Origin of the sequence: Pyxidicoccus sp. MSG2 (genome assembly GCF_026626705.1) — a bacterium.
GTDB lineage: Bacteria > Myxococcota > Myxococcia > Myxococcales > Myxococcaceae > Myxococcus.
On sequence record NZ_JAPNKC010000001.1, the window covers coordinates 2,022,043 to 2,036,330 of the forward strand.

2 pseudogenes are annotated in these 14,288 nt (G+C 71.2%); both read left to right on the forward strand.

The window, feature by feature from the left end:
* Positions 1-107: 107 nt before the first annotated feature.
* Positions 108-1,499 (forward strand): annotated as a pseudogene (locus tag OV427_RS50730) (condensation domain-containing protein); the annotation flags it as partial.
* Positions 1,485-14,212 (forward strand): annotated as a pseudogene (locus tag OV427_RS07305) (non-ribosomal peptide synthase/polyketide synthase); the annotation flags it as partial. The pseudogenes OV427_RS50730 and OV427_RS07305, both read left to right, overlap by 15 nt.
* Between the last annotated feature and the right edge of the window lie 76 nt (positions 14,213-14,288).

Here is a 14,288-nt window from a genome sequence, read left to right on the forward strand (position 1 = left end):
AGTTTCAACTTCGAGTTGTCGTACTTCGTGAGCGCGCGCAGCGGACCGCCGGCCGGCAACGGCCGTGCCGTGGCCGTGTGTGCTCGCGCAGTGAAAGGTAGTCGGTCATGGCCCTGACCTCCGAACAGAAGCGCGCGCGGCTCGCGGAGCTGCTGCGCGACAAGGCCCGTCCGTCGCGGCGCGCTCCGCTGTCCTTCGCGCAGGAGCGGATGTGGTTCCAGGAGCGGCTCAATCCCGGAAGCGCCGCCTTCAACATCCCCACCGCCGTGCGCCTGTCCGGCGAGCTGAACGTCGACGCCCTCCGTCGTGCGCTCCAGGAGCTGGTGAGGCGTCATGAGGCCCTGCGCACCACCTTCGTGGAGCAGGACGGGCAGGTGCTCCAGCACGTCGCCGTGTCGCTCGACGTCGCGCTGCCCGTGGTGGACGCGGAGGGCGGCGAGCCGTCCGAGCGTGAGGCCGGGGCCTGGCGCCTGCTGCATGCCGACGCGCGAAAGCCCTTCGACATGGAGAAGGGCCCGCTGCTGCGCACGGTGCTCTACCGTTGGGACGTCAGCGAGCACCTGCTGCTGCTCAACGTGCACCACATCGTCTCCGACGGTTGGACGATGGGCGTGCTGGTACGGGAGTTGGGTGCGCTCTACCCCGCGCTCGCCGCGGGACAGGCCGCTCCGCTGCCCGCGCTGCCCATGCAGTATGCGGACTTCGCGACGTGGCAGCGCGGCTGGCTCCAGGGCGAGACGCTGGACACGCAGCTCGGCTACTGGCGCAGGCAGTTGGACGCCGATGCCATGCTGGAGCTGCCCACGGACAAGCCCCGTCCTTCCGTGGCCAGCACCGACGGTGCCCGCCTCACGGTGATGCTGCCCCCGGCGCTGCTCCAGTCGCTGAAGGCGCTGGCCGGGCGCGAGGGCCGCACCCTCTTCACCCTCCTGCTGTCCGCGTACCAGGTGCTGCTGTCGCGCTACAGCGGCCAGGAGGACGTCGTCGTCGGCACGCCCATCGCCGGCCGCAACCGCTCCGAGCTGGAGGGCCTCATCGGCCTGTTCGTCAACACGCTCGCCCTGCGTGCGGACCTGTCCGGAGACCCGTCCTTCCTGGCGTTGATGGCCCGGGTGCACGAGGCGTCTCTTGGCGCCTTCGCGCACCAGGACGTGCCCTTCGAGAAACTGGTGGAGGTACTCCAGCCCGAGCGCAAGCTGAGCAGCACGCCGCTGTTCCAGGTGATGTTCGCCTTGCAGAACGCGCCCCTGCCGCCACTGCGGGTGCCGGGACTGACGCTGGAAGTGCAGCCGGTGGACAGCGGCACCAGCCAGGTGGACCTCACGCTGCTGGCCACCGAGGTGCCCCAGGGCCTGCGGCTCGCGGCGGTCTACCGCACGGACCTCTTCGAGGAGCCGACGGTGCGCCGGCTGCTGGCGCACTTCCAGACGCTGCTGGAGGGCATCGCCGCGCACCCGGAAGCGCGCCTGTCCGAGCTGCCACTGATGGACGAGGCCGAGCAGCGACAGGTGCTGCGGGAGTGGAGCGCCACCGCCTCCGACTACCCGCGCGAGTCCACGCTGCCTGACGTCTTCGCCCAGGTGGTGGCCCGCTTCCCGGACCACATCGCCGTGGAGTCCAGCTCGTCGCGCCTCACCTACCGGCAGCTCGACGAGCGTTCCAATCAGCTCTCACACCACCTGCGCGGACTGGGCGTGGGTGCCGACTCCCGCGTCGCCCTCGCCGTCGAGCGCTCGCTGGAGCTGATGGTCTCGCTGCTGGCCATCCTCAAGGCCGGTGGCGCCTACGTCCCCCTGGACGCGTCCTACCCGCGTGAGCGCCTGGCCGGCATGGTGGAGGACGCGGCTCCCCATGCGCTCATCACCACACGCGCACTACTGCCCCGCCTCCCGGTGGAGGGACTCTCCACCTTGGTTTTGGAGGACGCCGCGCTCGCTTCCGAGCCGACGCATGCGCCGTCACCGATGGCGCTGCCCGACTCGCTCGCCTACGTGGACTTCACCTCCGGCTCCACCGGCCGCCCCAAGGGCGTGGGCACCACCCACCGCAACGTCCTGCGCACCCTCCTCGGCGCCGACTACGCCCGCTTCGGGCCCGACGAAGTCCTCCTCCAGTTCGCCCCCATCTCCTTCGACGCCTCCACCTTCGAAATCTGGGCGGCGCTACTGCACGGCGCTCGCCTCGTCGTCATGCCTCCGCAGGCCGCGTCGCTGGAGGAACTGGGCCACGTCATCCAGTCCTCGGGCGTCACCACGATGTGGGCCACCAGTGGTCTGTTCACCCAACTGGTGGACAACCCGCCTCCGGGGCTGAGCACCGTGAAGCACGTCATGACGGGCGGCGACGTGGTGTCGCCCACTCACGTGCGCCGCGCCGTGGAGGAGCTGCGCATCCCCGTCACCAACCTCTACGGCCCCACCGAGACGACGGTATTCGCCACGTCCTGGCCGGTGACTCGCGCGGAGCAGGTGGGCACCTCCGTCCCCATCGGCCGTCCCATTGGCGGCACGCAAGTGTACGTGCTCGACTCTCACGGCCAGCCGGTGCCCGTGGGTGTCATCGGAGAGCTGTACATCGGCGGCGACGGCCTCGCGCGCGGCTACCTGGGCCAGCCCTCGCTCACCGCCGAGCGCTTCGTCCCTGACTCCTTCTCCGGCATCCCCGGAGCCCGCCTCTACCGCACCGGCGACCGGGTGCGCTGGCTCGCCGGACGCGTGCTGGACTTCGTCGGCCGCGCTGACACCCAGGTCAAGGTGCGCGGCTTCCGCATCGAGCCGGACGAAGTGCAGGCCGTCATCTCCACCTTCCCCGGCGTCCGAGCAGCCGTGGTGGTGACCCGCGAGGACGCGCACGGCGGCAAGCGCCTCGTCGGGTACGTCGCGGCGCCCGAGTCGCTGGACGTCGCCGCGCTGCGCACCTTCCTGGTGGAGCGACTGCCCGAGTACATGGTGCCCTCCGCCCTGGTGCGGCTGGACGCCCTGCCCCTCACCGCCAACGGCAAGGTGGACCGCAAGGCCCTGCCCGCCCCCGAGTCGATGGCCCTGGCCGCCACGGCGGACTACGTCGCTCCGCGCACCTCCACCGAAGAAAACCTCGCGGCGCTCTGGGCCGAGCTGCTGGGCCTGCCGCGCGTGGGAACCGGTGACCACTTCTTCGAGCTGGGCGGCCACTCGCTGCTGGCCACCCGGGTGGTCTCCCGCATTCGCGCGTCCTTCGGCGTGGAGCTTCCGCTGCGCGAGCTGTTCCAGGCGCCCACCGTCGCCGCGCTCGCCGCGCGCATCGATGCGGCCGTGAGCGCCGGTGAGGTGGGCATGCTTCCGCCCATCGAGCGCGTACCGCGTACGGAGCGGCTTCCCGTCTCGTACTCGCAGCAGCGCCTGTGGTTCCTGGATCAGCTCGAGCCCGGCAGCGCGGCCTTCAACATGCCGTTCACCCTGGAGCTGGCCGGCACCCTCGACGCAGAGGCGCTGCGGCGGGCCCTGGAGGCCCTGCTGCACCGCCACGAGTCCCTGCGCACCACGTTCCACGGCGAGGCCGAGGGCCCCGTGCAGCGCATCAACGCGCCCGCTCCGCTGGAGATGGCCCTCGTCGACCTGAGTGGCCTGCCCCCGGAGCAGCGTCAGACGGAGTCGCGGCGACGCATCAACGCGGAGTCCCTGCGCCCCTTCGACCTCGCGGTCCGCCCGCTGCTGCGCGCCATGCTCCTGAAGCTGGAGGAGCAGTCGCACGTGCTGCTGCTCAACGTCCATCACATCGTGGCGGACGGATGGTCCACGAGCGTCCTGGTGCGGGAGCTCGGTGTCGTCTACTCCGCGCTCGCCTCGGGCCAGCCCTTCGTCCTGCCGGCGCTTCCGCTCCAGTACGTGGACTACGCGGCGTGGCAGCGGAAGTGGCTGAACGGCGAGGAGTTGGAGAAGCAACTCACGTGGTGGCGGCGCCAGCTCGACGGAGCGGCGCAGGACTTGGAGCTGCCCACCGACAGGCCGCGCACCCACCACCCCTCGCCGCCGGGCGCCCTGGCGCCGGTGCGACTCCCGCGCGAGCTGGCTGCAGCGGTGGAGTCCTTCTGCAACCGCGAGGGCCTCACGCCCTTCATGCTCTTCCTCGCGGCCTTCCAGCTCTTGCTGGCGAGCTACTCCGGCCAGGACGACATCTCCGTGGGCTCTCCCGTGGCCGGCCGCAACCGTGCCGAGCTGGAGGGGCTCGTCGGCTTCTTCCTCAACACCCTGGTGATGCGCACCCGCCTGGACGGCGACCCCACCGTGCGCGAGCTGCTCGGCCGCGTGCGGGAGATGGCGCTCGGCGCCTATGCCCATGAGCACGTCCCCTTCGAACAACTCCAGCCGATGCGCGATTTGCGCCAGGCGCCGCTGTTCCGGGTGATGTTCATCCTCCAGAACACACCGCCCGCGGAGCTGGCCCTACCGGGGCTGGCGATTCGCAGCGCGCCCGTGGGTGACCACGTCGCGAAGTTCGACCTGACGCTGACGCTGACGCGCACCCAGGAGGGCTTCGAGGGCGCACTGGACTACCGCGCCGACCTGTTCGAGGCGTCCACCGTGGAGCGGATGGCACGCCACCTGCGCACGCTCGTGGAGGCAGTCGTGGCCACCCCGGGGAAGCGCCTGTCCGCGCTGTCGCTCCTCTCCGGCGAGGAGCGACAGCGGCTGCTCGTGGACTGGAACGCCACCCGCGCGGACTTCCCCGAGGTGTGCATCCACTCGCTCTTCGAGGCGCAAGTACGGCGCGCGCCCGCCGCGCGGGCGGCCTCCTTCGAGGGACAGCACCTCACCTACGCTCAGCTCGATGCAAAGGCCAACCAGCTCGCGCACGCGCTGCGCCGCCGGGGCGTCGGGCCCGAGGTGCGCGTTGCCCTCAGCGTGGAGCGCTCGCTGGACATCGTCGTGGGCCTGCTCGGAATCCTCAAGGCCGGTGGCGCCTGGGTGCCCGTAGATCCGCTGCTTCCGCGTGAGCGACTGGCCTTCATGCTGGAGGACAGCGGCGCCACGGTGCTGGTGACTCAGGCTCCGCTCCTGGAGCGCTTCTCCGAGGCACACCACGCCCGTGCGTTCTGCCTGGACACCGAGAAGGACGCGCTCTCTCGGGAGAGCACCGATGCACCGGTGACGAGCGTGGCCCCGTACCACCTGGCCTACCTGCTCTACACGTCCGGCAGCACCGGCACGCCCAAGGGCACCGCCGTCGAGCACCGCAGCGTGGCCAACCTCGTCACCCACGAGGCGGTGGCGTACGGCATCGGCCCGGGCAGCCGCGTGTTGCAGTTCGCCAGCCTGTCGTTCGACCTGTCGGTGGAGGAGATCTTCACCACGCTGTGCTCCGGGGCCTCGCTGGTGCTCTCTCCCCTGGAGAAGTTGATGCCGGGCGCGCCGCTGCAGAAGCTGCTGCGCGAGGAGTCCCTCACCGTCATCAGCCTCACGCCCGCGGCGCTGGCCGCCACGTCAGCGGAAGGACTGCCCGCGCTGCGCACCGTCATCTCCGGTGGCGAAGCCCTGCCTTCCGAAGTCGTGGCGCGCTGGGCTCCGGGCCGACGCCTGCTCAACACCTACGGCCCTACAGAAGCCACGGTGATTGCCACCCTCACCGAGTGCGTCGCGGACGGGCGAATCCCGTCCATCGGCCGGCCCCTGGCCAATGTTCGGGTGTACGTGCTGGACGGGCGAGGAGAGCCGGTGCCCGTGGGCGTGAAGGGAGAGTTGTACGTGGGCGGTGTCGGCGTGGCGCGAGGCTACGCGGGCCGCTCCGCCCTCACCGCCGAGCGCTTCGTGCCGGACCGATTCTCGGGCGAGTCGGGCGCGCGCCTGTACCGCACGGGCGACGTGGTGCGCTGGCGCGAGGACGGCACGCTGGACTTCGTCGGCCGCGCGGACGCGCAGGTCAAGGTTCGCGGCTTCCGCATCGAGCTGGGTGAAGTGGAGTCCGCCCTGGCGAAGCTGCCGGGAGTGCGCGAGGCCGTCGTCGTCGCACGTGAGGACGGCCCCGGTGGCAAGCGCCTCGTGGGCTACGTCGTTGCGCACGAGGGCACGCAGGCGGACGGCTCCACCCTGCGCGCCGCGCTGAAGGAAGTCCTGCCCGAGTACATGGTGCCCTCGGCCGTGGTGGTGCTGCCCGCGATGCCGCTCACGTCCAACGGCAAGGTGGACCGCAAGGCCCTGCCCGCCCCGGACCTCGCGGCAGCCAGCGGGCGTCCGGAGTTCATCGCGCCGCGCACCCCGACGGAAACGCTGCTGGCCGGCGTCTGGAGCGCGGTGCTCGGTGTGGAGCAGGTCGGCCTGTCCGACAACTTCTTCGAGCTGGGTGGACACTCCCTGCTGGCCACCCAGGCCATCAGCCGCATGCGCGCCGCCTTTGGCGTGGAATTGCCGCTGCGAGAGTTGTTCGACGCCGCCACGCTGGCCGACCTCGCGGCGCGGGTGGAGTGGGCGGTGCTGGCGGGCCAGGGTCCCCAGCTTCCACCGCTGGTGCCAGTGGCTCGCACGGACGAGCTGCCGGTGTCGCTGTCGCAGCAACGCCTGTGGTTCCTGGACCAGCTCGAGCCGGGCAGTGCCTTCTACAACCTGCCGGGCACGCTCCACCTGGAGGGCGCGCTGGACGTGAACGCCCTGCAACGCGGCCTGACGGAGCTGGTGCGCCGGCACGAAGCGCTGCGCACCACCTTCCGCGAGGGCCAGCGCGGGCCCGTGCAGGTCATCCACCCGGCCGCGCCCATTCCGCTGCCAGTGACGGACCTGTCCGAGCAGCCCGCTGCGCGCCGGAGCATCGCGGGCTGGGTGCGGGACGAAGCACTGCGTCCCTTCGACCTGACACGGGGACCACTGTTGCGGGCCGCCCTGCTCCGGCTCGGGGCCCAGGAGCACGTGCTGGTGCTCACGCAGCACCACATCGTGTCGGACGGATGGTCGATGGGCGTCGTGGTGCGGGAGCTGGCCGCGCTCTATCTCGCCTTCTGCGAGAGCCGGCCCTCACCGCTGCCGGAGCTGTCGGTGCAGTACGCGGACTTCGCGGCGTGGCAACGCGGATGGCTGCGGGACGAGATGATGGAGGGCCAGCTCCGTTGGTGGCGCGAGCGACTCGCCGGTGCGCCCCAGACCCTGGAGCTGCCCACGGACAAGCCGCGTCCGGCGGTGCAGACGTCCCACGGCGCCGCGCACCCGGTACTCCTGCCCGTGCCCCTGGCCGAGGCGCTGGAGGCGTTCTGCCGCCGCGAGGGCGTCACGCCCTTCATGGCGCTGCTCGGCACCTTCCACCTCCTGCTCAGCCGCTACACTGGCCAGGAGGACCTGCTCGTCGGCTCCGTGGTGGCGGGCCGGGACCGCGGTGAGCTGGAGTCGCTCGTCGGCTTCTTCGTCAACACGCTGCCCCTGCGGGCCCGCGTGTCGGGCACGGACACCGGCCGCTCGCTGCTCGCTCAGGAGCGGGAGAGCGTGCTCGGCGCGTTCCCCTACCAGTCCGTGCCCTTCGAGCGGCTGGTCGAGACGCTCAAGGTGGAACGCGACTCGAGCCGCCCGCCGCTGGTGCAGGCGACGTTCGTCCTCCAGAACGCCCCCGTGCCCGAGCTGTCGCTGCCGGGACTGACGCTGCGCGCGCAGCCAGTGGAGGACAGCCCGGTCCGCTTCGAGCTGGAGCTCGGCCTGTGGCGCACCGCCGAGGGCTTCTCCGGCCAGCTCTCCTACAACGCGGACCTCTTCGCACCGGGGACCATCGCCCGGATGGCGGAGCACTTCCGCGTCCTCGCCGAGGGACTCGTCGCCCGCCCCGAAGCGCCGCTGGCATCCCTGTCCATGCTGACGGAGGCCGAGCGTCGCCAGGTCCTGGTGGACTGGAACGCCACCGCCACCGACTACCCGCGCGACACGCCCATCCACGCACTGTTCGCCCGGCAGGCGGCCCTCTCGCCGGACGCGGTGGCTGTCGTCTTCGGAGATGCACAGCTCACCTACGGAGAGCTGGACCGGCGCGCCAACCAACTGGCGAACCACCTGCGAGCCAGCGGCGTGGCGCCAGGCGCGCGCGTGGGCGTGTGCCTGGAACGCTCGCTGGAGCTGGTGGTGGCGCTCGTGGGCGTTCTCAAGGCGGGCGGCGCCTATGTGCCGGTGGACCGCAACCAACCCACCGAGCGCATCACCTTCCTGCTCCAGCAGGCGGGCGTCGGCGTGCTGCTGACGCAGGAGCACGTGGCGGATGAGTTGCCCGCGCTCGGCCAGCTCCTCGTGTGCCTGGACACCGAGTCGACGCAGGTGTCGCGCTGGCCGGAGACCGCGCCGGAGGTAGACGTCTCCGCCGATGCGCTGGCCTACGTCATGTTCACCTCGGGCAGCACCGGCCAGCCCAAGGGCGTCTGCGTGCCGCACCGGGCCGTGGTGCGCCTGGTGCGCGGCTCCACCTTCATCGACTTCGGCCCGGAGCACACCTTCGCGCAGCTCGCACCGGTGGCCTTCGACGCCTCCACGCTGGAAATGTGGGGCGCGCTGCTCAACGGCGGCCGGCTGGTGTTGGCCCCACCGCACAAGGTGTCGCTGGAGGAACTGGGTGCGCTGCTCGTCAGCCAGGGTGTCACCACGCTGTGGCTGACGGCGGCCCTCTTCGAACAGATGGTGCTGCACCAGGGCGAGGCCCTGGCCCGCGTGCGGCAGGTGCTCGCGGGAGGTGACGTGCTGCCCGCCGAGCGCGTGCGCCAGCACCTGGAGCGGCTCCCCGAGGGCGCCGTCCTCGTCAACGGCTACGGCCCCACCGAGAACACGACGTTCTCCGCCACGCACACGCTGCGGCGCGGGGACGCTCCAGGCACGTCGGTGCCCATCGGCCGTCCCCTGTCCAATTCCAGCGCGTACGTGCTGGACGCGGCGCTGCAACCGGTGCCCGTGGGCGTGCCCGGTGGGCTGTACGCCGGCGGTGATGGCCTGGCCTGGGGCTACCTGGGCCGCCCGGAGCTGACCGCGGAGCGCTTCGTCCCGCATCCCTTCAGCACCGAGCCCGGGGCGCGCCTCTACCGCACCGGAGACCGGGTGCGCTGGAAGCCCGACGGCACGCTGGAGTTCCTCGGCCGCACCGACTTCCAGGTGAAGGTGCGCGGCTTCCGAATTGAGCCAGGCGAGGTGGAGGCCGTGGTGCGCCGCTTCGCTGGCGTACGCGAGGCCGTGGTGGTGGTGCGCGAGGATGTCCCGGGCGACAAGCGCCTGGTGGCCTACGTCGTGGCCGAAGAGGAGGAGATGCTGGAGGCCCAGGCCGTGCGCGCCTTCCTCCAGCAGAAGCTGCCCGAGTACATGGTCCCCTCCGCCGTGGTGGTGCTGCCGGCGCTGCCGCTGTCGCCCAACGGCAAGGTGGACCGCAAGGCGCTGCCCGCCCCGGGGGCGCCGGGCGGCGGCGACGGCGTGGAGTACGTCGAGCCCCGCACGGAGACAGAGCGCCAGCTCGCGCTGTTCTTCTCGGAACTGCTCCACGCCGAACGCGTGGGAGCGCACGAGAACTTCTTCGACCTGGGCGGCCACTCGCTGCTGGCCACGCAGCTCGTGTCGCGGGTGCGCACGACGTTCGGCTTCGACATGCCCCTGCGGGACCTCTTCGAGGCGCCCACCGTGGCCGAGCTGGCCGGTCGCATCGACGCCGCGCGGAGTACAGAGGCCGGCCCGACCCGTCCACCGCTGGTGCCCGTGCCGCGCACCGGACCGCTGCCGCTGTCCTTCGCTCAGCAGCGCCTGTGGTTCCTCGACCAGCTCGAGCCCGGCAGCGCCTTCTACAACATCCCCGCCGCCGTCCGGCTCGAAGGCCCCCTGGACGTGGGCTCGCTGGAGCGGGCTCTCCAGGAGCTCGTCCGCCGACATGAGGTACTGCGCACCACGTTCCGCCAGGACGCGGGCGGCGCCGTGCAGGTCATCGCGCCCGTCGCGGAATTGCCGCTGCGCGGGGTGGACCTGAGCGGGCTCGACGGCGACGCCGCCGAGGCGGAGACCCGGCGACTGTGGACGAGGACGCGCGGCGCCCGTTCTCCCTGGGCACGGGCCCACTGATTCGCGCGCTGCTGATGAAGCTCGGCGCCGCGGACCATGTGCTGCTGCTCAACCTGCACCACATCGTCACGGACGGCTGGTCCTCCGGGGTGCTCGTCCGTGAGGTGGCAGCACTCTACGAGGCCTTCTCGGACGGCCGTCCCTCGCCCCTGCCCGAGCTGCCGGTGCAGTACGCCGACTACGCCGTGTGGCAGCGCGGGTGGCTGCAGGGCGAGACGCTGGACGCGCAGCTCGGTTACTGGCGCCAGCAACTCGAGGGTGCCCCCAGCGCGCTGGAACTTCCCACCGACAAGCCGCGCCCGCCCGCGCAGTTGTTCCGTGGCGGCGTGCAGCAACGCATGTGGGAAAAGTCCCTCTGGGACGGCGCGAAGGCCCTGGCGCAACAGGAAGGAGCCACACCCTTCATGGTGCTGCTGGCGGCGTACCAGGCAGTGCTCGCGCGCCACGCGGGACAGGAGGACATCTCCGTCGGCTCGCCCATCGCCGGACGCACGCACGCGGAGACGGAGGGCCTCATCGGTTTCTTCGTCAATACGCTGGTGCTGCGCGCGCACGTCTCGCCCCAGGCCACCTTCCGCGAGCTGCTGGCGCAGGTGCGCGAGGTGACGCTCGGGGCGTACGCGCACCAGGACGTCCCCTTCGAGAAGCTGGTGGAGGAGCTGCAACCCCGGCGTGACTTGAGCCGCAATCCCCTCTTCCAGGTGGCGCTGACGTTGCAGAACACCCCGATGACGGAGGTGAAGCTGCGGCAGGGGCTGGCGCTGAAGGGTATGGAGGCCGGCAACCTCACCTCGAAGTTCGACCTGTCCCTGCTGGTGTGGGAGACGGCCGAGGGTGCCTCCGCGGTGCTCAACTACGACAGTGACCTGTTCGAGCCGGACTCGGCCGGGCGGCTGCTGGAGCACGTGAGGGTCCTGCTGGAGGCCGCTGTCGCCGAGCCCGGGAAGCGGCTGCGCGAGCTGCCGCTCATGGGCGAGGAGGAACGGCGTCGGCTGGTGGAGCAGTGGAGCGGGACGGCCGCGAAGTACCCGCGCGAGGCGTCGCTGCCGGAGCTGTTCGAGGCGCAGGCGCTCAGGACGCCGCATTCGGTGGCCGTCGAGTACGAAGGCCAGAGACTGACGTACGACGCGCTGAACCGCCGCGCCAACCAACTGGCGCACCACCTGAGGACCCTGGGCGTGGGCCCGGAGGTACGGGTCGCCCTGTGCGTGGAGCGGTCGCTGGAGCTGGTGGTCAGCATCCTGGGCATCCTCAAGGCCGGTGGCGCGTACGTGCCGCTGGACGCCAACTACCCGCTGGAGCGGCAACGGTGGATGAAGCGCGAGGCCGACGTCTCGTTGCTCGTCGCGCAGGAGAAGCTGTCCGGGACGGTGGCCGAGGCCGGCGAAACGGTGGTGCTCGTCGACGCCGGGCGGAGCGAGCTCGCGCGCCAGCCGGAGAGCAATCCGTCGGTCCTTATCGGCGGCGGCCACCTGGCGTACGTCATGTTCACGTCGGGCAGCACGGGCAAGCCCAAGGGCGTGGGCGTTCCGCACCGGGCGGTGTCGCGCCTCGTGCTGGAGACGGACTTCGCGCGCTTCGGACCAGATGAGGTGTGGCTGCAGCTCGCGCCCATCTCCTTCGATGCCTCGACGCTGGAGCTGTGGGGCGCGCTGCTGCACGGCTCGAAGCTGGTGGTGCTCCCGGCGGGCGCGCCGTCGCTGGAGGAGCTGGGCCGCACGCTGGTGGCCTCCGGCATCACCTCGCTGTGGATCACCACGGCCCTCTTCGACCAGATGCAGGCCCGGCAGCCGGAGGCCCTGGCCCGGGTGCCGCAGGTGCTGACCGGGGGTGAGGTCCTCCCCATGGGGCGAGCCCGCGAACGGCTCGCCTCGGGGCGCACGCTCATCAACGCCTACGGCCCGACGGAGAACACCACGTTCTCCACCTGCCACCGGCTGGAGCGGCTGGAACAGGTGGGTGCCCGCTCGGTGCCCATCGGCCGGCCCATCCGCAACACGACGACCTACGTGTTGGACGAGGCGATGCAGCCCGTCCCGGTGGGAGTCCCGGGCGAGCTGTACGTGGGCGGCGACGGCCTGGCGGTGGGCTATCTCGGCCGGCCGGACCTGACGGCGGAGCGCTTCGTCCCGCATCCCTTCGGAAACGGAGAGCGCCTGTACCGCACGGGCGACGGGGCGCGTTGGCTCGCGGACGGGACGCTCGAGTTCCTCGGCCGCAAGGATGGCCAGGTGAAGCTGCGTGGCTTCCGCATCGAGCTGGAAGAGATCGAAGCGGCCCTGAGGCAACACCCCCAGGTGAAGGAGGCCGTGGCGCTGGTGCGCGAGGACACGGCTGGCGACAGACGGCTGGTGGCCTATGTCGTGGCACAGGGCGTGGAGGCCCAGGCACTCAAGGAGTTCCTGCGCACGAAGCTGCCCGAGTACATGGTGCCCTCGGTGCTGGTGCCGATGGACACGCTGCCGCTGACGCCTGCCGGCAAGGTGGACCGGCGCGCCCTGCCCGCTCCGACCGACTTCAGCCCCGCACAGCGTGAGTACGTCGCCCCCCGCACGGAGACGGAACAGCGCCTGGCGGTCCTCTGGGGCGAAGTGCTGGGCCACGTGCAGGTCGGTGCCGGCGACGACTTCTTCGAGCTGGGCGGCCACTCGCTGCTCGCCACGCAGCTCGTGTCCCATGTCCGTGCGTCCTTCGGCGTGGAGCTGCCGCTTCGCGCGCTGTTCGAGGCATCCACGCTCGAAGCACTCGCCCTGCGTGTCGAGGCCGCGCGGCGCGACGGCGCGGCGCCCGAGGCTCCTCCTCCCGTTCCCGTGTCCCGTGACGGCGCGCTCCCGCTGTCCTTCGCCCAGCAGCGCCTGTGGTTCATCGACCAGCTCGAACCCGGGAGCGCCGCCTACAACATCCCCGTCGTCCTGCGCATCGAGGGCGCCCTCCACGTGAACGCGCTCCAGCGGGCCTTCTCCGCCCTCGTCGAGCGCCATGAGGCCCTGCGCACCACCTTCGCCTCTCGCGAGGGCCAGCCCACCCAGGTCATCCACCCGCCCTCGGACTTCGCGCTCGGCGTGGAAGACCTGTCCGCGATGCCGGAATCCGAGCGCTGGGAAGAGGCCCGCCGCCGTGCGATGCGCGAGGCGGCGATTCCCTTCGCGCTCGGAGCCGGCCCGCTGCTGCGTGCCACGCTGCTGCGGCTGGCGTCCGAAGAGCATGTGCTGGTGCTGGTGATGCACCACATCGTCTCCGACGGCTGGTCCATGGGCGTGCTCGTGCGCGACATGGAAGCGCTGTACTCGGCATTCTCCGAGGGCCAGCCGCCCGCGCTGCCAACGCTACCGGTGCAGTACGCGGACTACGCCGTCTGGCAGCGCCAGTGGCTGAGCGGTGAGACGCTGGAGGCGCAACTGGGCTGGTGGAAGCGACACCTGGCCGGAGCGCCCTCGCACCTCGAACTGCCCACGGACAAGCCCCGGCCCGCGGTGCTCTCGCACCAGGGCGGCGCGGTGCCGGTACGGCTCTCACCGGAGCTTGGCGAGTCGCTGGAAGCCCTCGCGAAGCGGGAGGGGGCCACCCCCTTCATGCTCCTGCTCGCGGCCTTCCAGGTGCTGATGTCTCGCTACTCGGGCCAGGATGACGTGCTGGTGGGCTCGCCCATCGCGGGCCGCCGGTATGCGGAGACGGAAGGGCTCATCGGCTTCTTCGTCAACACGCTGGTGCTGCGCAGCCGGGTGAATTCGCGCACCTCCTTCCGGACGCTGCTGGCCCAGGTGCGGGAGACGACGCTGGGCAGCTATGCCCACCAGGACGTGCCCTTCGAGAAGCTGGTGGAGGAACTGCGGCTGGAGCGGGACCTCAGCCGCCCCGCACTCTTCCAGGTCCTCTTCGCCCTGCAAAACGCGACCCGGGTGACGCCGCGGAAGTCCTCATTGGGCTTACGGCAGGTGGAGTTGGACAACCCCACCAACCGGTTCGAGCTGGAGCTCAACCTCGCGCAGTCGGGTCAGGGCTACGAAGGCGTGCTGAGCTACAACACGGGCCTGTTCGAGGCCGGTACCGCTCAACGGATGGCGGAGCACTTCCGCCTGCTGGTGGATGCGCTCGTGGCCCGGCCCGAGGTGCCCCTCGCGTCCGTGTCCATGCTGTCCGAGGCGGAACGCCGGCAGGTGCTCGTGGAGTGGAATGCCACCGCGCAGGTGGCGACCCGGTACGGGGACCAGGTCGCCGTCGAGCCTGGCAACACGCGCGTGTACCTGCTGGAGTCCTCCGGTC